Genomic DNA, 22265 nt, shown 5'->3' with positions numbered 1-22265 from the left:
TGTCTCACAACTTGAGGCAGTTTTTTTTTTTTTTTACAACAGGATTTAGCTTATATTTAAGTGTTGATTTTAAGTCCTCTGAAGATGAAATTTAAACATTACAATCAAAATCAAACCACCCTTTTACCTTATTCATTTGATGAATTTATTGTAGCCCAGCATCCTGTTCGTATTGTAAATCAGGTTGTAGAATCAATATCAAACCCCTACTCAAAGCCTACAGCGAAGAAGGTAACCCAGCGTATCATCCCAAAATGTTACTTAAAGTCATGTTGTATGCCTACATGAACAATGTTTATTCTTCTCGAAAGATTGAATTGGCCATAAGAGAAAATATAAATTTTATGTGGCTTACTGGTATGACAGTGGTGGACCACAATACCATTAGTCGATTTAGAACCAATAAACTCAAAGATTCTTTTAAAGAAATTTTCAAGCAAGTTGTTTTAATGTTAGCTAGTGAAGGTTTAATTTCTTTAAAGCAAATCAATACCGATGGTACTAAAATAGAAGCGCAAGCCAACAAATACAGTTTTGTTTGGGGAAAAAGTATTAAAACCAATAAAGCCAAAATGCTTACCCAATTGGAAGAACTCTGGAAATAAGCCCAAAGTGTATCTAACGATGATGGTACTAATCCTGAGCCACCCCAGTTCAAGGAAATTAGCCAAGAAGTCATCGAAAAAACAGTAGCTCAAATCGATGCCAAACTCTCCGGTAATGAAAAAGCAAGTTCTAAAGCAAAAGCTAAACTGCGCTACATTAAGCAAAACTTCAGCAAAAACCTAGAAAAATACAATGAACAAGAAAAGATTTTAGGAGAAAGAAACTCTTATAGTAAGACCGATACCGATGCGACTTTCATGCGAATGAAAGAGGATCATATGTTAAATGGTCAATTGAAACCAGCCTACAATGCTCAAATTTCGACCGAAAATCAAATCATTGTCAACTATACGATTCATCAAAATCCAACCGATACTAAAACCTTAAAACCTCATTTAGAAAATTTAAAAGAGATCTTTGGAGAAAAAGTTTTTCAAAACTTAGAAGAAATCACTGCTGATGCAGGTTACGGAAGCGAACAAAACTATGATTATCTAGAACAAGAAAACCTCACAGCCTATGTGAAATATAACACTTTTGATAAAGAGCAAGATAAAAATCATCAAAGAAAAAAACATCCCTTTAGCAAAGAAAACCTTTACTATAACTCGGAAGAAGATTTTTATGTGTGTCCAATGGGACAAAAAATGACAAAAACACATCAAAGTAAACGAATAACAGAAGCTGGCTACACCCAAAACCTATCACATTACCAAGCTCAAAATTGCGAAGGTTGTCCATTACGAGGGCAATGTTTTAAAGGAAAAGGCAATCGAAGTATTGAAAGAAACCATAACCTAGAAAGACATAAAGAAAAAATTAGAGAACTACTGCTTAGTGCAAAAGGAATCCAAAAACGAAAACAACGCACTGCCGATGTGGAGCCTGTATTTGCACAACTCAAGCACAATCATGAATTTAGACGATTTTCATTAAAAGGTCTTGAAAAAGTAGAATTAGAGTTCAGATTAATGGCTTTAGCACACAATCTTAGAAAGAAATTAGTAGCATAATCAAAAATCAAACTTCCCTCATTATAATATTTAGTTATTCCTTAAAAAGAAGGGACAAATAAAAAACCGCCTCAAATTTAGTATTGAGACGGATTCTTTTCATTATATTCATTTTTTAGAAAAACTATTTCAAAAATTTAGATTATCCACGAATAAGTTTTCTGTACTTGATACGTTTTGGAGTTAAATCACCACCCAAACGTTTCTTTTTGTTTTCCTCATATTCAGTGAAACTTCCCTCAAAGAAATATACTTCTGAGTTTCCTTCAAATGCTAAAATGTGTGTGCAAATACGGTCTAAGAACCATCTGTCGTGAGAGATTACCACAGCACAACCAGCAAAGTTTTCCAAACCTTCTTCTAGTGCACGAAGGGTATTTACATCCAAATCATTCGTTGGCTCATCCAGTAACAATACGTTTCCTTCTTCTTTCAAAGTCATGGCCAAGTGCAAACGGTTACGTTCTCCACCTGAAAGCATTGATACTTTTTTGTTTTGGTCACTTCCTCCAAAGTTGAAACGACTTAAATAAGCACGTGAATTCACTTGACGACCTCCCATCATGATTAATTCCTGACCATCGCAGAAGTTTTCCCAAATTGATTTATTAGGGTCAATATTAGAGTGTGATTGATCTACGTAAGCAATTTTTACAGTATCACCCACCGTAAATTCTCCACTATCTGTTTGTTGTTCACCCATAATCATTCGGAAAATAGTTGATTTACCAGCACCATTTGGCCCAATAACTCCAACAATTCCTGCCTGAGGCAAAGTAAAATTCAAATTATCATACAATAATTTATCGCCAAATGCCTTGGCAACATTTTTAGCTTCAATAACATTGGTTCCTAAACGTGGACCATTAGGGATGTAGATTTCTAATTTCTCATCCAATTGTTTTTGATCTTCGTTCAATAATTTGTCGTAGTTCTGTAAACGCGCTTTTTGTTTCGTTTGACGTCCTTTTGCTCCCTGACGAACCCACTCCAACTCACGCTCTAATGTTTTTCTTCGCTTAGAAGCTACTTTTTCTTCTTGTTCTAAACGTTTAGATTTTTGATCCAACCATGAAGAATAATTTCCTTTCCATGGAATACCTTCTCCTCTATCCAACTCTAAAATCCATCCCGCAACATTATCCAAGAAATAACGGTCGTGCGTTACAGCAATTACCGTTCCTGCATATTGCGCTAAATGTTGCTCTAACCAAAGTACAGATTCCGCATCCAAGTGGTTGGTAGGCTCATCTAATAACAATACATCAGGTTGTTTTAATAACAAACGACATAAAGCCACACGACGACGCTCTCCTCCAGAAAGGTTTTTAATTGGAGTATCACCGTCTGGAGTGCGTAACGCATCCATTGCGATTTCTAATTTGGTGTCGATTTCCCAAGCACCTAAAGCATCTATTTTGTCTTGCAAAGCAGCCTGACGCTCCATTAATTTATCCATTTTATCTGGATCTGAATAATTTTCTTCAAGACCAAATAAATCATTGATTTTGTTGTATTCATCCAATACAGCCATTGTTTCGGCTACACCTTCCTGAACTACTTCCAAAACAGTTTTAGTTTCGTCTAATTCTGGCTCTTGCTCTAAATAACCTACTGTATATCCTGGAGCAAAAACTACATCTCCTTGATAATTTTTATCAACTCCTGCAATGATTTTCAAAAGGGAAGATTTACCAGAACCATTCAAACCTAAAATACCAATTTTAGCTCCATAAAAGAAACTCAAATAGATATCTTTCAATACTTGTTTATTGCTGCTTGAGTAAGTCTTACTCACTTTTGACATCGAGAATATTACTTTCTTATCGTCTGACATTTGTATTAAATTTTAATTTTAAAAAAGAATACAAATATAGTATTATTGCAGTAATAATTCACTGCTACTTTGAGGCAATACTACATAAAATTTTTACGATAAAAATCTTACTGATACGCTTTATCTGTCAATGTTTTCATAAAAGCAACAAGAGCTTTGATTTCTTTATCGTTTAGTTCTAATTTATCTGAAGGTAATGTTTGATTATCGATAACTAAACCTAAGCCAACTCCCCCACCTTTATTATAAAAATCAACTACTTCCTCTAAACTTGAAAAAACGCCATTATGCATATAGGGTGCTGTTATAGCTACATTTCGCAACGAAGGTGTCTTGAACGCATTTTTTAATTGAGGCATTTGATTTTGTAGATATCTACCTAAATCTGAACTAATCTTCTTCCCATTTTTATCCGCTGGGGTACCTATTACTTCCTGTTCTGTTTTTTGAAAAGAAGGCGGAACAGTTCCATTAAATAAAGGAATAAAATGACAAGTGGCACACTTGGCTTTTCCGGCAAAAAGATTAAAACCTAATTTTTCTTCTACTGAAAAACGATTCGATTCTCCCCTCATATAAGAATCAAATTTACTATCGAAAGTATTTAAAGAGCGAATATAACTTGCAAGCGCATTTTGAACTTGCCATTCTTCAATCTTGGAAGATTTTGGAAATGCTTTTTTAAATAATTCTTGGTACTCTTTATCTTTACCTATTTTTTTTAAAGCATTACTAACATTTCCGTGCATTTCATCTTTGTTTTGGATAACATCCAAACTTTGTTTTTCTAAATCCAACTGACGCATATCCCAAAATTGCGCATTTTGTAAAGAGGCATAAGTTAACATTGGTGTGTTTCTTCTTAAATTTACACCATTTAACGATTCATTATACTGCAAGCCATCCGTAAATGCTTTATCAGGATTATGACAACTGGAACAATTGCGCGAATTAGTATTTGAAAAAGCATTTTCATAAAATAATTTTTTTCCCAACGCTGCTTTTTCGGTGGTAAAAGCATACTCTTCAGAAGGAATAAATCCATCAACATTGAAAGCATTTTTATCAAATATTGACTTTGCATCCTGCTTAACAATACTATTTCGATCTGAATTTTTAATCTTATTTATTTTTTGAAAAGCGACCAATTTATGACTTAATGGATTTAAGAATTTCAAAATAAATTCTGCTCTATCAAAGGTTACAAAATTGGCATTAGCATCACAATATTTTATTGCTTTATCAATTAATGAGTTAATTTCTTTTTCAAGTTGATTGGAATCAGGATTAGCATTTTTAAACTTTGATAATAAACCCTTTAAAGAATGTAAACTTACTATGGCTTCAGGAATCGAATGTAAAGCTATGGGTGAATCAAAACCTGTAATGCCTAATGCCAATATTCTATTAATTTCCAATTTACAGGCGTCCATAATGTGTGCATCCGAAATAGTAATTGCTTCCAGATGCTGTTTTACTTGTTTAATATTACCTCCAAGAACCTTAACTTCTCTAATTAAATCGGTTTTATTTTCAACGGAATAATGAGGAAAAATTATTTCTTCGATAACTTGAAATCCACTTGGGGGTATCGCTGTATTTTCGGCTACTTCTAGTTCATCTAACGCAGGACCATTAATAAATCGAGCTGGATTAGGTGTAAAATATTCAACAGCCCATTCTATTTTCTTATAGTCTAATCTTGCGGATTTAAAAGCTTCTTGAATTGCTTTTTCATCTCCATTTCCTTCAACCTTTTTTTCAAAAAAAGCTATATTTTGACTTAATTTATCAATATCCGAAATTAAATTTTGTTGAACATCTAAGTCTTTATATTGGTTTGTTTCGCAACTAGCTAAAACCACTAAACATCCAAAACTCATTAAAAAAACTAAGTGTAAGCTAAACTTGTATTTAAAAATTCTCATTTTTTATAAAAATATAAAAACCAAAAAACAATCCTAAAAAATAGGATTGCTCTTTGGTTTGTGTTTTTCAAAAATTATTTTTGAACGTTTCTAATAATTACGGTTTGACCACCTTCCTTATTTGTATTAACACCACTTCCATCAGCATTTAAAAAAGCATCTTTTTGCCAAGTATGTGGGTGAATATTCACTATAAATGTATTTGGAACTCCTATTACATCTGAAATATCTTCCATTGCACCATATTCCCAGCTACCAAATTTCATAACGTTTGCCTGATTGTAAGTCGCATTCCAAATAGCATCATCACGTTTATGATTCATTGTCAACCAAGGTTTATTAGCTTTAGTTGTAATATTATATTGCCAGATATACGAATCGTGTTTAGCAGCAGTATAATACGAATCCCCATCCTCTTGAATGTAAACATAATTTTCAGTCACACAGATGTTATCCGGATTAATAATCCCTGTCCCTGGAGTTGAATCTCCTTCAACCACTAATTCTAATTTTCCTTTTAAAGGATCTTTATCATCTAAATTTAATTTATAAACTCTTCCCCACATCGTATACCCATCAACAGGGGCATTATTTGTAGCTTGTCCAGTAGCAGTAAAATAAATTTCACGGTTGTTTTTAGCAGATCCTTTTCGGTAATCAACGTCTTCAACTCTTGAAAAACGAATTGCTCCTAATGAATTAACTTTTGTGTTTATTTCAGCTCCTGTTAAGTTTTTAGCATTTGGGATTTCTACAAAAGAAACATCAAATGAACTTCCTACGCCCATTGTAGTTTCAGCTTGTTCTCCATCATTTCTTTTTAAAGCATATAATTTACCGTTATTTAAATCTCCAACTGTATTACTTACATACATGATTACTTGACCTGCACTGATATGAGAAGTTGAATAAGACTGGTCTTCACCAATCAAAATAACTGTTTTCCCTGGATACGCTTCTTTTGTTAATGGAACTGCATTTTCCATACTAGCTTTTCCTAAAGCTGGTAAAACTCTGTCTGTTCTCTTTTTATCAGATGTTAAACCCATTGGGTCAATTCCGTGTACCATACTTTCTACACCACTTTCTCCAGCAGTTAAAAAAAGAGGTCCAAAGCCGTTAATTTTTGGAGTTGCTAAAGTTGCCGAGCATAATCTTGTCATACCTCCTACAGCATCTACAATATATTCCCCTTTAACTGCTTTTAAAGTTTTATCAAAATATACTCTAGAAACCGATTTTAAAATCTCGTGATTTGTAATCATAATGTAACCATCACTATTAGGATCTTTCATAAATCCAGCTCCATCAGGTTGTGCACCATAAACAAAAAGAGGAGAACCTGATAAAACATCAGTACTACTAATCATAGAAGTGATTTTTAAATCTTCAAATCCTTCTTTGGCAACAACTAAAGCAGGTACAGATGAAGTATTGTTAAAATCAATATCAGCATTGGTTTTTTTGAATTTTCATCATCATTTTGACAACTCAAAATGGTTAATCCCATTACAGAAAATACTCCTGCCTTTTTTAAATAATTAAATTTCATAGTTTTTCTTATTTTTATTTTTGTCAAAACTATATCGGAAAAACTAAGTAGAGGTTAATTGATGTTTTTGAAATAATAAGCAAGAAGTTAATTTTTTGATAAAAAAAGGGGAAAAGTAAATTTAGAGTTAACAAATAAATAACAGCTAAAATTGTAGAAATAAAAAACGACCGTTATTAAAAAAATAACGACCGCTCTATTGTTTATTGGTGCTACACTCTTCCTTTTAAGGAACTAAACACCCAGGCAATGGCAAAAAAACCAATACCTACAGCAGCAAATCCTATCCCAGAGATTTCTCGGTATTTAAAAACACCTAGGGCAATTAAAATTAACCCCATTATAATCATAATAAAAGTGGCCCAGCCTAGGATCGTATTCTTATTCATTCCCATTGATCTGATGATTTATAATTTGTTTTTAAGACTACAAATATCGTTAATTTGAATAGCTAATTAAATATATGATAGAGCATTTCTTTGAGTAAATCAGCATTTGAAAGAGCATTCGCACCTACACCTTTACTTTTTACATCAATATCACGTAAAGCCGCTACAATCTGACTTACTTTTCGCATGGGATAATTTCGAATAGCTACATCGTATTCTTTCAAGAAAAAAGGATTAACGCCTAAAACTTTAGAAACATTCGTTGGATTTTTATCCTTTAAACCATGATATTTTAAGAGTTGAACAAAAAATCCAAAAACCAAACTAGTTGTCACTACCATTGGATTTTCTTTAGGATTATTAGCAAAATTTTCAGCAATAGTATATGCTTTTAGTTGGTTGCGTTCCCCAATGGCTTTTCGCAATTCGAATACATTAAAATCTTTGCTAAAACCAATATTTTCTTCAATATCTTTTGCAGTTATCATGCTGCCTTTTGGCAAAATGATTTGAAGTTTCTCTAATTCATTATTAATTTTACTCAAATCGGTTCCTAAAAACTCCACTAACATGGCCGAAGCTTTCGGTTCAATAGTATATTTTTTTCCTGATAAAACCCTCTTAATCCAATCACCAACCTGATTTTCGTACAATTTTTTACTTTCAAAAATTACTCCCGACTTAGCAATGTTTTTGGTAACTTTTTTTCGTTTGTCTAAGGTCTTGTATTTATAACAAAGTACTAAAACCGTTGAAAGCATTGGATTTTCAGCATAACTTTCTAGTTTATCAATGGTTTTAGTCAAATCTTGTGCTTCTTTTACAATTACAACCTGACGCTCGGCCATCATTGGATAACGCTTAGCAGTAGAAACAATATCATCTACGGTTACATCTCTTCCGTACATCACTGTTTGGTTGAATCCTCTTTCGTCTTCAGACAAAACATTTTCCTCGATATAATCGGATAATTTATCAATATAATAAGGTTCTTCACCCATTAAGAAATAAATAGGTTTAATGTTACCTGCTTTTATATCGTTTACAATTTTAATGACTTCGTCCATTGTTTTTGTTTAAAGTTCGATATTTAAAGTTTAGCATTCCAATAACTAGAAACTTTAAACTTTAAACCTAAAACTATTTTATATTTTTGCAAAATGCAAAAACTTAATTTTCCAACATATAATTTTCGTTTCAAAAATAGCGAAAATAAAATGGCAATTTTTGATGAAATCAGGAAAAAATTCATCATTCTCACACCCGAAGAATGGGTTCGTCAACATGTAGTTCGTTTTTTATTGGAAGAAAAACAATACCCCAAATCCTTAATCAATGTCGAAAAAGTATTATTGGTTAATGGTTTACGAAAAAGATACGATGTGGTGGTTTTTAACCCTGATGGTTCAATCCAAATTTTAGTGGAATGCAAAGCACCCGAAGTTAAAATAACGCAAATGACTTTTGACCAAATTGCCCGATATAACATGACTATGAAATCTACCTATTTAATGGTAAGCAATGGTTTGAATCATTATTTTTGCCAAATGGATTATGAGAATGAGAAATATCAATTTCTGGCCGAACTACCCAATTATAACATCAATAACAAATAGATACTTTGAAAAAAATAGCAGTTGTAATTCTAAATTGGAATGGAGTAAAATTATTAGAACAATTTTTACCATCGGTTATTCAATTTTCACCTGAAGCCACAATATACGTTGCTGATAATGCCTCTACTGACAGTTCTATTGCTTTTGTTGAAGCCACTTTTCCAACTGTAAAAATTGTAAAAAACGCGGGTAATTATGGATTTGCTAAAGGTTACAACGAAGCTTTACAACATATAGACAGCGAGATTTATGCACTGGTTAATTCGGATATTGAAGTTACTGAAAATTGGTTGACACCTATTTTAGAAACTTTCGAAAACGAACCCAAAACAGCTATCATCCAACCTAAATTATTGGATTTTAAAAACAAAGACTATTTTGAATATGCTGGAGCTGCTGGAGGCTTTATTGATAAATATGGCTATCCTTATTGCCGTGGACGTATTTTTGAAACGATTGAAAAAGATATCGGACAATATAATGATGCTCGAGAAATTACCTGGGCTTCAGGAGCTTGCTTTTTCATTCGAAGTAAAGTCTATCACGAATTAAAAGGATTTGATGATGATTTTTTTGCACATCAAGAAGAAATCGACCTGTGCTGGCGTGCTAAAAATAAAGGTTATATTATAAAATACAATCCTAAATCAATAGTCTATCATGTAGGTGGTGCTACTTTACAACAGGGAAATCCAAAGAAAACCTTTTTGAATTTTAGAAATTCGTTATTAATGCTCGTTAAGAATTTGCCTAAAGAAAAATTAATTCCTGTTTTATTTATTCGGTTAATTTTAGATGGAATTGCAGGAGTTCATTTTATTTTTCAAGGAAAATTCTGTCATTGTGTAGCAATTTTAAAAGCTCATTTTGCTTTTTATAGCTTATTATCAAAAAATTACAAAAAAAGAGCTATTTTTCAATCAAATGAATACTATTCTTGTAAAAGTATCGTTTTTAATTATTATTTGAATAATGGCAAGGTATTTGTGAACTAAAATTAACAGAAATTTAAATTTAATTTCTAAACATTAAGAACTAAATTTGTAAAAACTCTAAGAACTATTAAAATTAAATTTATGAAAAAAGTTGTTATCGCACTATCGGTACTTGCTCTTTTAACATCATGTGTATCTAAAAAGAAATATGCAGCCCTAGAAGCAAAAAACAAAGAAACTCAAGATTTACTTAATTCTGCTACTGTAAAATTAAATTCATGCCTTGAAGAAAAAGCAGGTTTAACTGCTCGTGTTGAAGGTTTAAAAGAACAAAACCAAGGATTAATTAGTCATTCTAAAGATTTAACAATGTTAACAGCTAAAGGTGCTGAAAATTTAGAAAAATCATTAGAAAGTTTAAAAGAAAAAGATCTTAAAATCACTAGATTACAAGACGCGTTAACAAGAAAAGATAGTGTAACTCTTGCAGTTGTTACAAGCTTAAAAAGCGTAGTTGGATTAAACGATGAAGATATTGAAATCAATGTTGAAAAAGGAGTAGTTTACATCTCTATCTCTGACAAAATGTTGTTTAAAACAGGAAGCTATAACGTAACTGATAGAGCTAAAAGTGTATTAGCTAAAGTAGCTAAAGTAGTAAATGACAAACCAGATTTCGAGTGTATGGTTGAAGGTCATACTGATAATGTGCCTTACATTGGAAACGGAATTTTATTAGACAACTGGGATTTAAGTGTGAAACGTTCTACTTCTATCATCCGTGTATTAACAAACGAATTAGGAGTTAAACCAGAGCAATTAGTAGCTGCAGGTAGAAGTTCTTATGTTCCTTTAGTTCCTAACACATCTGCTGAAAATAGAGCTAAAAACAGAAGAACTCGTATCTTAGTTTTACCTAAAATTGACCAATTCTATGATATGGTTGAAAAAGAAATGAAAAAACAAAAATAATCTGTTTTAAGATTTCATTATACAACAAAAACGTCCCGACAATCGGGACTTTTTTTATGCTTTAACTTTTTTAGGAACACAGATATGAGAAATTAGACAAATAAAAGTAATTTGTGAATATTAATAGAATTTCTGAAATCAGTGTTCTTGCTTCTAATTTCTGAAATCTATTTCTGTTTATAAAATATCCAAACTCCCTTTTCCCTCACGAACCACTTCTGGTTCATGACCTGATAAATCAATAATCGTCGAAGCTACATTATCACCATAACCACCATCGATTACCATATCGACTAAATTTTGCCATTTTTCAAAAATTAATTCTGGGTCAGTAGTATATTCAATTACATCATCTTCATCACGAATAGACATGGTAACTATAGGATTCCCTAGTTGACGAACAATTTCAAGAGTAATGTTATTATCAGGCACACGAATACCTACTGTCGTTTTCTTTTTAAACTCTCTAGGCAAGTTATTATTTCCCGGCAAAATAAAGGTATAAGGACCCGGTAATGCTCTTTTTAAAATTTTGAAAGTAGCCGTATCAATTTGTTTCACATAATCCGAAAGATTACTCAAATCATGGCAAATAAATGAAAATTTCGCTTTTTCTAACTTTACCCCTTTAATCTTAGCAATGCGTTCCAAAGCTCTAGAATTAGTAATATCACAACCCAAACCATAGACGGTATCAGTGGGATAAATTACCAAACCACCATCTCTTAAAACCTTAACTACTTTAGCAATTGCTGCTTCAGAAGGTTTGTCTTCGTATATTTTGATAAACTCTGCCATTTCTCTAAGAAAAAAGATTTTAGATTAAATAATAAAGACTAACTCTTAATCTTTTTAAAATTTCATATGTAAAAATTAACATTCCAAACGCAACTAAATTCAATTTAAAATGAAGAACTTCATTATTCTTAAACACTAATAAGAATTGTGAAGGCTGGAAATCAAGTCCTATTAAAATATCATTAGTTAAATCTAAAGTAAAATTTATAGCTATCCCATTTACAGATGTATAAAATACCCCATAAAATTCAAAAGCAACCAATTGTAAAAATAACGAAATTATTACCAAATTTAAACCTATAATATATCTTTTCTTATTTAATAACCACGCGGAATAAATACAGAAAGCAAAAAAAACAAATGGCAAAATAAGTAAAATATAAAAGAAACCTTCATACTCGTTGGTATTTGTGGTAAAAAGTAAATACAACATTATTAGTATGCCTATTATTCCTCCAAAAAATTGATAAATTTCAATGAAATTAAGTTTTTTCAACAGTACTTTGTCTATCATATTCGATCTATTGTCCTTTCTCAATTTTCTATTTTCTACCCAATAACATCCAATTTTGCAAATCGCAATAACAGCTTTTTGATTCCTCCTACTTCAAATTTGATTTCGGCCTTTTTATCTGCTCCTACTCCTTCTAAATTTAATACTTGTCCTCGCCCAAAACGTTCGTGCATAACAATATTTCCAGAGACTAACTTATTATCAAACAAATTAGCTGCTGCTGAAGGCGCAGATCCCGAAACTGGTTTTAATTTTCGAATTGGCGCATCCGGTTTCGGTTGGTTATCCGTAATGTATTTTGGAGGTGTTCCGTTAGAAGGCTTAGACAAACGTAATTTGGATTTATCTACATCGCCAAATATATCTCTATCAATCATCGGTTTAAAGCGATAATTACTTTCGGCAGGAGTTAAATATTCCAAATACTGACTGTCAATCTCTTCAATAAATCGGGACGGTTCGCTGTCTGTCAATTTTCCCCAACGGTAACGAGATTGCGCATAGGTCAAATAAGCCTGATGTTCCGCTCTAGTTAATGCCACATAAAACAATCGACGTTCTTCTTCTAATTCCGAACGCGTACTCATACTCATCGCCGAAGGAAATAAATCTTCTTCCATACCTACCACAAAAACATGTGGAGAACTCCAATCCTTTTGCCAAGTGAATAGTCATTAAAGCCACACGATCTTCATCGCTGGTGTCATTATCCAAATCGGTAGCTAAAGCTACATCTTCTAAAAATTCAGCCAAAGAACCTCTTGCGCCATCAACCTCCTTTTGTCCTTCGGTAAAATCTTTGATACCATTTAATAACTCTTCAATATTTTGAATTCTGGCCATGCCCTCAGGCGTTGCATCTTTTTTTAATTCTTGTACCAAACCTGTTTTTTTTGATACATGATCTGTTAAATAAAAAGCATCATGATTTTCATTTAAAACTTGAAAACTTTGAATCATCGTTACAAAATCCTGCAACTTTTGTTTAGTCCCTGAATTTAATTTCAAATCAATTCGATCAATATTTTGCATAATTTCAAATATCGATCTCTTATAATGATTGGCTGCAACGGTTAATTTTTCGATAGTAGCATCTCCAATTCCACGAGCTGGATAATTGATAACACGAACTAAGGCTTCTTCGTCTTTTGGATTGATAACCAATCGTAAATAACAAAGCACGTCTTTAATTTCTTTTCTTTGGTAAAAAGATAAACCTCCATAAATTCGATACGGAATATCTCTTTTTCGCAAAGCATCTTCCATAGCACGAGATTGTGCATTGGTACGATACAAAATGGCAAAATGACCATTGTTTAATTGATTTTGCATTTTTTGCTCAAAAATGGTACTGGCTACAAAACGCCCCTCTTCGGCATCTGTCAAACTTCGATGTACTTTAATTTTGGGGCCAAAATCATTGGCTGTCCAAACCACCTTGTCCAGTTTGGTTTTATTATGTTCCATTACCGCATTGGCAGCTTCTACAATATTACGTGTGGAACGGTAATTTTGTTCCAAACGATACATATTTACTCCTGAATAATCTTTTTGAAAATTTAAAATATTATTAATGTTAGCACCACGGAAAGCATAGATACTTTGCGCATCATCCCCAACTACACAAATATTTTGAAATTTATCCGATAATGCACGAACAATTAGATATTGTGAATGATTCGTATCCTGATACTCATCAACTAATATGTATCGAAAACGATTTTGATATTTAGCTAATACATCCGGAAATCGAGTCAATAATTCATTGGTTTTCAATAATAAATCATCAAAATCCATTGCTCCCGATTTAAAACAACGATCCACATAATTCTGATAAATCTCTCCCATTCTAGGTCGCTTTGCCATGGCATCTGCTTCTTGTAAATCGGGATCATTAAAATAAGCCTTAACGGTAATTAAACTGTTTTTAAAGGAAGATATACGACCTAAGATTTGTTTCGGTTTGTAAATATCTTTATCCAATTGCATTTCTTTTATAATTCCAGAAATAGCTCGAAGTGAATCCTGAGAATCATAAATGGTAAAATTAGATGGATAACCTAATTTATCGGCTTCAGAACGTAAAATCTTAGCAAAAATAGAGTGAAATGTCCCCATCCAAAGATTTTTTGCTTCACTTGCTCCCACAATACTAGCAATACGGGTTTTCATTTCACGAGCCGCTTTATTGGTAAAAGTAAGCGACAAAATATTGAAAGCATCCACTCCTTGATGCATTAAATAGGCAATTCTTATGGTCAAAACACGCGTTTTCCCCGAACCTGCACCGGCTATAATAATCATTGGGCCGTCTTTTTGTAATACAGGTTGTTGTTGGGCTTCGTTGAGTTGGGATATATATTGTTGCATTATTTTTTTCTATTTATGCAAAAATAAGTATTTACATGGATTTATTCCACAAAGATTCTCAAAGAAACATGGAGAGACACAAAGCTTTTAAAAATTCTCTCTAGGAATCTTTGCGTATAAACTTTGCGAGTCTTTGCGTTATTTTTTTCCAATGAAGAACAAAAAGTATATTTTTGCTTTTAAAATTTTATACTTAATGGACACAACTAAAATCATTGAAATACTAGCTTATACAATCCCTTCACTAATTACTGGTGGAGTTGCCTATTTTTTATTTCAGTCACATTTTAAAGACCAACAAAAAACCAGACTTTGGCTAATTCAAAGAGAGAATCAAAAAATGGCTTTACCACTTCGATTACAAGCCTACGAAAGAATGACCTTGTTCATGGAACGCATTCATCCTTCTCAATTAATGGTACGCATTAATCCTATTTCAACGAACAAAAACGATTATGAAAACTACATCATTGCTCATATCGAACAAGAATTTGAACATAATATTGCACAACAAATTTACATTTCAGACAAATGCTGGACAGTGATTTTAACCGCCAAAAATGCTACGGTTCAAATGATACGCAATGCTGCCAAAAACGAAAAAGTTACGAATGCCGATGAGTTAAGAACTTTTGTAATCAGCGAATTAATAGAAAAAACTTCGCCTAGTACAACCGCTTTGTCTTTTATCAAAAATGAAGTAGCCGAACTTTGGTAGCTTAGGCAATCCTCTCTAAGGCTTCACTTTTTTTCATTGCATATTGAAAGCCTTGTTCCCACCATTGCGCCATTTTTTCTTTATTAAATATCAAAGCATTATCCGTTAAATTAATTGGCGTATAATACAAATTGAGTTTAACATTGTTATGAGAAGCCGCCATGGTTCCTAAAAGAATATTGTGCTTCTCAATTTGATCTAATTCGATTTGGAACAAATCAATTAATAGCGAAAATGGATTTTTACCAATCGCTACTCTTGGTGTCGATTTTTCAGTTTCAAGAATAACAACATCAACTTCAGTTGCACCTCGTAGAATAGCTTCTTGTATAGGAACTAAACTAGAAAATCCACCATCGGCATAATCATTTCCTTTTATATTAACGATACTCATAAAAGGAATGTAGTTACTAGAAATCCAAGTCCAATCACAAAACTCATCATAAGTACAGTCTTTTATCGATTTGTATTCGCTTTGATTATTCGTCAAATTGGTAACAGTAACAACAATATCCGTCCCTAAAGCCTTTAACTGATTAAATTCATCAATCGAAAAATTTTTCTTAATGTACGAGCGTAGTTTTTTGCTTTCGCCAAAAGTTCTTCGACCTCTTAAAAATTGTAAAACGACATTAAAGTGATTAATACTAACTACATTAACTCCTTTTTTCTTCCTTACTATAAACGGATTAATATTGAAAATTTTCTTCATATTCACATTAGTGTAAATACGTTTAATTTTTTCAATATTACCCAAGGCTAGATGTGGAATTAATAAACTTCCTGTAGAGGTTCCTATAAATAAATCATATTTGATCTTTTTATTTTCTAGCAAATACTGGGCTACACCGCCTGCAAATGCCCCTTTACTTCCACCTCCAGAAATAACCAATGCTCGCATATAGTTTAATTTAATAATCGATTCAATTGAATTTGTTCTTTTTCGTTCAAACTAGGTAAAATTCGAATGAAAGCATCTTTTTGCTCTTTATTTTTCAATAAGGTTCGAATAGTATCACGTCCAAATTTAGAAAATTGCCAAGTATGATGTGTCGTGGCTTTCACTAAATTAATTAAAACTTCGTCATTAATTAATTGAAAACCTATTAAATATTCCAATGCATTTTGCCTTGTTGTTGCTTCAAATCGTTCAGAAGACATACTGATTAATTCATCAATTATAACTTTTTTATCGCCTTCGTATTGCGGTGTCATGATAGCTAAGGACAACCACAATGTACGTAAATTTAAATCGTTAAAACCTATCCAATTTTTAGCTTTGTTTAAATAGGTGATTCGTTGTTTTGGGAAATTTCGCCACAAATACAACAAAGCAATTTCTTGGGTTTGATAGGATTTGTCATCTAACAATGTTTCATAATCCAATCGAAATTCTTCAGGAATTTTTGGTAATGCATAGGCCACCATTTGACGAACTTGAACATTTTTAGTATTTAAAGCCATCTGCAAAAGCTCTTTTTTTGCTTCAAAATTTTCATTTCTAAGTTGGTTTACCACATGTTCCTTTACGAAATGATATTGATCCGATTGCAAAATTTGCTTAAAGAAATCCATTTTTTCAATCAATGGTTTTGATTTCATTTTGTCAATTTCAAGTAAAAGCTTAGATGATTTGTTTTGATTAAGTAAATCATTAACAATATTAGTATTAACAATCGTAGATTCAAGCCATACTTTAGAAAAAAGTTGGGTATCAAAATCACTTACTTTTTTAACTTCAGATAGAAAATCGGCCGTTGTAACATTTTTGAAAGCATACTTATTCAAGTAATTTTTAATGACTTTTTTGAATGCTTTATCACCAATTGCCTGATGTATAGAAAACAAGGCCCAAGCCCCTTTTTGATAATAACTTAACGAACTTGCTTTTTCATTTAAAATAGGAATACTATCCATTCTGGAAGCAAATTTTATCTGCTGAATCGATTCATACATTTTCGAATAAAAATAATCCTCTCCAAATATGTTTTTTTCTGCCAATAACGCATAGTAAGTAGCAAACCCCTCTTGTAACCAATGATGCTTTCCGCTGGTAGCTGTCACTAAATCACCAAACCATTGATGCGCTAATTCATGAGCATCAACATTCGTAAAATTTCTATCTTCAAAACCTGTAGAATCCACTACATACCGAGTAGCAAATAAGGTTGCTGATGTGTTTTCCATTCCAGCATACAAAAAATCCCTTACAGGAACTTGTTTATACACTTTCCACGGGTATTTATAACCAATTTCTTTTTCTAAAAAATCAAAAACAGTTTTGGAATAACGATAGGTAGGCTCAAAATGTGAAAGCTCTTTGTTTCCAATATATAAATCCAAAGGAATTTTAGTTTTTGAGAATTGTCGTTGTTTTTCAAACTTACCAATAGCTAACATCAGCAAATAAGAACTCATAGGTTTTTGCATCTGATACTGCCAAGTTGTAGATTGATTTGTGCTTATTTTTTTCTTTAAAACCCCGTTTGCAACAACTTTATAATCAGAATCAAAGCCAACACTAAGATTGAAAATCAACTTTTCATTCACGTCATCAAAACTAGGAAACCAATGGCTGGTATATCTGCCTTGTCCCTGCGTCCAAATTTGCAAATCATCTGCTTCTATAGAACCCACAAAATAGAGTGCTTGTTTGGGTATAGCTTTATATTCAAAAGTAATTGCGTTTTTTCCTTTTTTAAAAGGATAAACTATAAGTAACTGCTTGCCTGAATTCAAGAAAGCAATTTTTTTCTTATTTAACTTCACTTCAAAAAATTCCATGTTTTGGGCATCTAACCTTATTGTATCTACTTCTTTAAGTACTTTAAAAGTATAATTAACCAAACCTGAAATTGACTTTTCATTAGGATTAAGATTCAAGTGTGCTGAAACTGAAGTAAAATCAACATTCTTTGTTTGTTGTCCAAAAACGAAAGCAGAAATAAAAAGAAAAATAAATCGCATTTAAAATAGATTAAGGTAGATTTTCAAAGTTACAAAGGTTTGATTAACTAATCGAAGTATTTTTGTAAGTTTACCTCTTAAAATTATAATAATTTACCCTTGAAAAAAGCCTTATTTAACTGGAGCAGTGGCAAAGATTCTGCTCTTGCCTTATACAAAATTCTTCAAAACCCAGAATTTAAAATTGACTACTTACTTACGAGTGTTAACCAACAATTTCAACGTATCTCAATGCATGGCGTACGTGTAGAATTATTACAACAACAAGCTGAAAGTATTGGAATTCCTTTAGAAATAATGGAAATTCCTGAAATGCCTACTATGGAAGTTTACGAAAGTGTTATGCAACAAACACTTGAAAAATTAAAAAACAAAGGAATTAGTCATTCTGTTTTTGGAGATATTTTTCTGGAAGATTTACGTCAGTATCGCGAAGATAAATTAGCCACAATGGGATTTGAAGGTGTTTTCCCGATTTGGAGGATACCAACAAAAGAATTAATTCAGGAATTCATCTCGTTAGGATTTCAAACTGTTGTGGTATGTGTGAATGAACGTTACTTAGACAAAAGTTTTGTAGGCAGAATGATCGACCAACAATTTATTGATGATTTACCTGAAAACGTAGATGTATGCGGCGAAAATGGAGAATTTCACACCTTTTGTTTTGATGGGCCAATTTTTCAAAAACCAATTGATTTTGAATTAGGCGAAATTGTTTACAGAAAATATGAAAAACCAAAAACAGACAGCTCCAATACAGCTTGTGATTCGGACGATTCCACTGCTTACGATTACGGATTTTGGTATTGCGATCTCATTCCGAAAAAACAATAAAAAAATTCCAAATTCCAATTGTCACACTGAGTATATCGAAATGTTATTGGAATTTGGAATTTTACTTTATTTGATTTTTAACTACAATTTCTTAGCGTTTTTTACTTTTTGATCTGTAATCGCAATGGCTAATACTTCACTCATTTCTTTTACATAATGGAAAGTAACTCCTGTTAGGTATTCAGGCTTGATTTCATCTACATCACTTTTGTTTTCATGACACAAGATGATTTCTTTGATATTAGCTCTTTTCGCAGCTAATATTTTCTCTTTTATTCCACCAACTGGCAATACTTTTCCTCTAAGTGTTATTTCTCCAGTCATGGCTATATTTTTCTTCACTCTTTTTTGAGTAAATAATGACACTAAAGAAGTTAACATTGCAATACCAGCGCTTGGTCCGTCTTTTGGAGTTGCTCCTTCAGGAACGTGCAAATGGATATTGTATTTTGATAACAATTCTGAATTCAATCCCAATTGTTCTACATTCGCTTTAATATATTCTAAAGCAATCGTAGCCGATTCTTTCATGACATTACCTAAATTTCCAGTAATAGTCATACTTCCTTTTCCTGGAGATAATAATGATTCAATAAATAAAATATCCCCACCTACACTTGTCCAAGCTAAACCTGTAACTACACCCGCAACATCATTGCTTTCGTATTTATCACGCTCCAATCTTGGCACTCCAAGTACTTTAACGATATCCTCATCAGTAACTTTTTTGTTATATTCTTCTTCCATGGCTACCGATTTGGCAGCGTTACGAATTACTTGAGCAATTTTAGCTTCTAGGCCACGAACACCAGATTCACGAGTATAACCTTCAATGATTTTTTCCAATTGTTTTTTCCCAATAGTCAAATCTTTAGAAGTTAATCCATGCTCTTTTAATTGACGTGGAAATAAATGCTGCTTAGCTATCTCTACTTTTTCTTCAATAGTATAACCAGACATTTTGATAATTTCCATTCGGTCTCTTAAGGCTGGCTGAATGGTACTCATATTATTTGAAGTAGCAATAAACATTACCTTAGACAAATCATAGCCTAACTCAACGAAATTATCATAAAAAGCATTATTTTGTTCTGGATCTAAAACTTCTAACAATGCAGAGGATGGATCACCATGATTACTATTAGATAATTTATCGATTTCATCCAAAACAAAAACAGGATTAGAAGTACCTGCTTTTTTCAAACTTTGAATAATTCTTCCCGGCATAGCTCCAATATAAGTTTTTCTATGACCTCGAATTTCCGCTTCGTCTCGTAATCCACCTAAAGAAATACGAACATATTCTCTTCCAAGTGCTTCAGCAACTGAACGACCAATTGAAGTTTTACCCACTCCCGGAGGCCCTGTCAAACATATAATTGGCGATTTCATATCGTTTCTCAGCTTCAAAACAGCCAAGTGTTCAATCATTCGCTTCTTAACTTCTTCTAATCCAAAATGATCTCTATCAAGAATTTTTTGAGCATTTTTTAAATCAAAATTATCTTTAGAAAACTCATTCCAAGGTAAATCCAATAATAACTCCAAGTAATTTCTTTGAATACTGTAATCGGGAGCCTGCGGATTCATTCGACGCATTTTAGTCAATTCTTTTTCAAAAATTTTCTGCGTTTTTTCATCCCAATTCTTTTCTTTAGACTTTGCTAACATTTCGTCCATTTCCTCTTCTTGGGTTGATCCACCCAATTCTTCCTGAATGGTTTTCATCTGTTGATGAAGAAAATATTCTCTTTGTTGTTGGTCTAAATCGAAACGCACTTTAGATTGAATATCGTTTTTAAGTTCCATTTTTTGCAACTCGATATTCATATATTTTAGCGTTTCTAATGCTCTGTCCTTTAAATTATTGATAGCCAATAAATCTTGTTTTTCTTTAACAGACAAATTCATGTTTGAAGTAACAAAATTGATTAAAAAAGATTGGCTTTCGATATTCTTAATGGCAAAAGTAGCTTCACTAGGAATATTAGGACTTACCTTGATAATTTGAATAGCCAATTCTTTAATGGAATCCAAAATAGCAATAAATTCAGAATCTTCACTATCTGGTCTTTCTTCAGCAAAATCTTTAATTGTAGCTGATAAATAAGGATCCTCTGAAGTTATAGCATCAATTTCAAAACGTTTTTTCCCTTGTAAGATAACGGTTGTAGTACCATCAGGCATTTTAAGTACACGTAAAATACGGGCAACAGTACCGATGGCATTAATATCGTCTTTAGTAGGATCTTCAATATCTTCATTTTTTTGAGCTACAACACCTATAATTTTACTTTCGGCATTAGCGTCATCTATTAGTTTAATTGACTTATCTCTACCAGCTGTAATAGGAATAACAACTCCTGGGAATAATACCATATTACGCAACGGAAGAATTGGCAAAGAAAAAGGCAACATCTCTTTGTTCATTTCTTCTTCATCTTCTGGTGTCATTAATGGAATTAATTCTGCTTCTGAATCAAATTCATGTTGTGACAGATTGTCAACAGTTAGTATTTTATGTTTTGACATAGTAAAATTTAAGTCTTTTTGTCATTAAATAAAATGTATATCCAATAACAAAGTTAGTATTAAAATATTTTATGTTGCTGAAAATCAATTAACAACATAAATAACAAATATATCTCCATTATATAAGTCAATCTTTATGCCATAAGCAAAAAATAAAATGCCTTCAAAAAGCTATATACTCTTTGAAGGCACTACTTTAAAAGTATCTTATTTAATAACTTACATCAAAGCTACCTTCAGTTATTTGAAAAGGTGAAGCTCCATTCGTTGCAAATGAAAAAGTTCCTTTAATCCTATCATTGGCATTTGAAATAATTTTGACAGTACCTGAAATAGCGATGTATTCATCATTTTCATCTTCATAAGAGGCCTTTACCTTGTCGGTCAGTCTATTACTGCTTATAGTATATTCTCCAGGAGCTAAATTGTTTTTAACGTTTACTGATATTGTATTCATATTGGCATCTTGTGCACTTATAGCAATCCATTCATCACTATAATTACCCGAAATAACAACAGAAGTCTCTTGTGCAATCCATGTTTTACCATTAAAATCAACTTTAAATGCAGCATTAGATTCTACGGTACCATCAATAGGCTCATAGACACAAGAACAAAAGAGACTTACTAAAAAAAGAACTAAAAAAGGGGATTTTAAATTTAAGATTCTCATAAATTGGA

At 32.3% G+C, this 22265-nt stretch carries 16 protein-coding genes and 2 pseudogenes; 6 read left to right on the top strand and 12 right to left on the bottom strand.

What is annotated here, in order from left to right:
• Positions 1-84: 84 nt before the first annotated feature.
• Positions 85-1619 (top strand): annotated as a pseudogene (locus tag P5P90_RS02265) (IS1182 family transposase).
• Between the two features lie 142 nt (positions 1620-1761).
• Here P5P90_RS02265 and ettA read toward each other — a convergent pair.
• The 5 genes from ettA to holA all read right to left on the bottom strand — a co-directional run bounded on the left by ettA (position 1762) and on the right by holA (position 8392).
• Positions 1762-3456, bottom strand: coding sequence for an energy-dependent translational throttle protein EttA (gene ettA / locus P5P90_RS02260; protein WP_278035616.1), 1695 nt, complete (start codon positions 3454-3456; stop codon positions 1762-1764).
• 107 nt (positions 3457-3563) lie between these two features.
• Positions 3564-5384: a cytochrome c peroxidase gene (locus tag P5P90_RS02255; RefSeq protein WP_278035615.1), complete on the bottom strand. Its 1821-nt coding sequence runs from the start codon at positions 5382-5384 to the stop codon at positions 3564-3566.
• Between the two features lie 74 nt (positions 5385-5458).
• A complete protein-coding gene (locus tag P5P90_RS02250) occupies positions 5459-6754 on the bottom strand; it encodes an alkaline phosphatase PhoX (protein WP_278035614.1) in 1296 nt (431 codons plus the stop codon).
• 394 nt (positions 6755-7148) lie between these two features.
• Positions 7149-7331 (bottom strand): CAL67264 family membrane protein, encoded by a 183-nt coding sequence (locus tag P5P90_RS02245; RefSeq protein ID WP_278035613.1) that lies wholly within the window; start codon positions 7329-7331, stop codon positions 7149-7151.
• A 56-nt stretch (positions 7332-7387) separates the two neighbouring features.
• Positions 7388-8392, bottom strand: a complete 1005-nt coding sequence (gene holA / locus P5P90_RS02240; protein WP_278035612.1) for a DNA polymerase III subunit delta — start codon at positions 8390-8392, stop codon at positions 7388-7390.
• 93 nt (positions 8393-8485) lie between these two features.
• Between holA and P5P90_RS02235 the strand changes: the two genes are divergently transcribed.
• From P5P90_RS02235 to P5P90_RS02225, 3 genes are all read left to right on the top strand, one after another.
• Positions 8486-8941 carry a type I restriction enzyme HsdR N-terminal domain-containing protein gene (locus P5P90_RS02235; protein ID WP_278035611.1) on the top strand — a complete coding sequence of 152 codons (456 nt, stop codon included), beginning with the start codon at positions 8486-8488 and terminating at the stop codon, positions 8939-8941.
• Positions 8942-8946: 5 nt separating this feature from the next.
• Positions 8947-9936 carry a glycosyltransferase family 2 protein gene (locus tag P5P90_RS02230; protein ID WP_278035610.1) on the top strand — a complete coding sequence of 330 codons (990 nt, stop codon included), beginning with the start codon at positions 8947-8949 and terminating at the stop codon, positions 9934-9936.
• A gap of 81 nt (positions 9937-10017) precedes the next feature.
• Entirely contained in the window at positions 10018-10848 is an 831-nt protein-coding gene (locus tag P5P90_RS02225; protein WP_278035609.1) for an OmpA/MotB family protein, read from the top strand.
• Between the two features lie 177 nt (positions 10849-11025).
• On the opposite strand, the gene P5P90_RS02220 is transcribed toward P5P90_RS02225, so the two are convergent.
• The 3 genes and pseudogenes from P5P90_RS02220 to P5P90_RS02210 form a co-directional block, all read right to left on the bottom strand.
• Complete coding sequence (locus P5P90_RS02220) at positions 11026-11646, bottom strand: L-threonylcarbamoyladenylate synthase (protein ID WP_278035608.1); 621 nt, start codon at positions 11644-11646, stop codon at positions 11026-11028.
• 19 nt (positions 11647-11665) lie between these two features.
• The gene (locus P5P90_RS02215) at positions 11666-12160 is read right to left on the bottom strand and encodes a hypothetical protein (protein WP_278035607.1); all 495 of its coding nucleotides are present in this window, start codon (positions 12158-12160) and stop codon (positions 11666-11668) included.
• 35 nt (positions 12161-12195) lie between these two features.
• Positions 12196-14530, bottom strand: a pseudogene (locus P5P90_RS02210) (ATP-dependent helicase).
• A gap of 196 nt (positions 14531-14726) precedes the next feature.
• Here P5P90_RS02210 and P5P90_RS02205 point away from each other — a divergent pair.
• A complete protein-coding gene (locus P5P90_RS02205; protein ID WP_278035606.1) occupies positions 14727-15248 on the top strand; it encodes a DUF7935 family protein in 522 nt (173 codons plus the stop codon).
• A 1-nt stretch (position 15249) separates the two neighbouring features.
• On the opposite strand, the gene P5P90_RS02200 is transcribed toward P5P90_RS02205, so the two are convergent.
• On the bottom strand, positions 15250-16149 hold the full coding sequence (locus tag P5P90_RS02200; protein ID WP_278035605.1) for a patatin-like phospholipase family protein: 900 nt from the start codon (positions 16147-16149) through the stop codon (positions 15250-15252).
• A 5-nt stretch (positions 16150-16154) separates the two neighbouring features.
• The gene (locus tag P5P90_RS02195; protein ID WP_278035604.1) at positions 16155-18215 is read right to left on the bottom strand and encodes a M1 family metallopeptidase; all 2061 of its coding nucleotides are present in this window, start codon (positions 18213-18215) and stop codon (positions 16155-16157) included.
• A 99-nt stretch (positions 18216-18314) separates the two neighbouring features.
• Between P5P90_RS02195 and P5P90_RS02190 the strand changes: the two genes are divergently transcribed.
• Complete coding sequence (locus P5P90_RS02190) at positions 18315-19052, top strand: Dph6-related ATP pyrophosphatase (RefSeq protein WP_278035603.1); 738 nt, start codon at positions 18315-18317, stop codon at positions 19050-19052.
• 81 nt (positions 19053-19133) lie between these two features.
• Here the strand turns inward: P5P90_RS02190 and lon are convergent, their stop codons facing one another.
• Entirely contained in the window at positions 19134-21584 is a 2451-nt protein-coding gene (lon, locus tag P5P90_RS02185) for an endopeptidase La (RefSeq protein WP_278035602.1), read from the bottom strand.
• A 211-nt stretch (positions 21585-21795) separates the two neighbouring features.
• A complete protein-coding gene (locus tag P5P90_RS02180; RefSeq protein ID WP_278035601.1) occupies positions 21796-22257 on the bottom strand; it encodes a DUF6252 domain-containing protein in 462 nt (153 codons plus the stop codon).
• Between the last annotated feature and the right edge of the window lie 8 nt (positions 22258-22265).

The sequence above is a fragment of the Flavobacterium nitratireducens genome (assembly GCF_029625335.1).
Taxonomy (GTDB): Bacteria; Bacteroidota; Bacteroidia; order Flavobacteriales; family Flavobacteriaceae; genus Flavobacterium; species Flavobacterium nitratireducens.
This window is presented reverse-complemented; position numbering and strand designations above follow the sequence as displayed.

Coding starts and splice junctions, on each gene's coding strand:
- P5P90_RS02225 (WP_278035609.1), top strand. CDS start 10,018: ATGAAAAAAGTTGTTATCGCACTATCGGTACTTGCTCTTTTAACATCA.
- lon (WP_278035602.1), bottom strand. CDS start 21,584: ATGTCAAAACATAAAATACTAACTGTTGACAATCTGTCACAACATGAA.
- ettA (WP_278035616.1), bottom strand. CDS start 3,456: ATGTCAGACGATAAGAAAGTAATATTCTCGATGTCAAAAGTGAGTAAG.
- P5P90_RS02255 (WP_278035615.1), bottom strand. CDS start 5,384: ATGAGAATTTTTAAATACAAGTTTAGCTTACACTTAGTTTTTTTAATG.
- holA (WP_278035612.1), bottom strand. CDS start 8,392: ATGGACGAAGTCATTAAAATTGTAAACGATATAAAAGCAGGTAACATT.
- P5P90_RS02215 (WP_278035607.1), bottom strand. CDS start 12,160: ATGATAGACAAAGTACTGTTGAAAAAACTTAATTTCATTGAAATTTAT.
- P5P90_RS02200 (WP_278035605.1), bottom strand. CDS start 16,149: ATGCGAGCATTGGTTATTTCTGGAGGTGGAAGTAAAGGGGCATTTGCA.
- P5P90_RS02250 (WP_278035614.1), bottom strand. CDS start 6,754: ATGATTAGTAGTACTGATGTTTTATCAGGTTCTCCTCTTTTTGTTTAT.
- P5P90_RS02235 (WP_278035611.1), top strand. CDS start 8,486: ATGCAAAAACTTAATTTTCCAACATATAATTTTCGTTTCAAAAATAGC.
- P5P90_RS02245 (WP_278035613.1), bottom strand. CDS start 7,331: ATGGGAATGAATAAGAATACGATCCTAGGCTGGGCCACTTTTATTATG.
- P5P90_RS02180 (WP_278035601.1), bottom strand. CDS start 22,257: ATGAGAATCTTAAATTTAAAATCCCCTTTTTTAGTTCTTTTTTTAGTA.
- P5P90_RS02220 (WP_278035608.1), bottom strand. CDS start 11,646: ATGGCAGAGTTTATCAAAATATACGAAGACAAACCTTCTGAAGCAGCA.
- P5P90_RS02195 (WP_278035604.1), bottom strand. CDS start 18,215: ATGCGATTTATTTTTCTTTTTATTTCTGCTTTCGTTTTTGGACAACAA.
- P5P90_RS02205 (WP_278035606.1), top strand. CDS start 14,727: ATGGACACAACTAAAATCATTGAAATACTAGCTTATACAATCCCTTCA.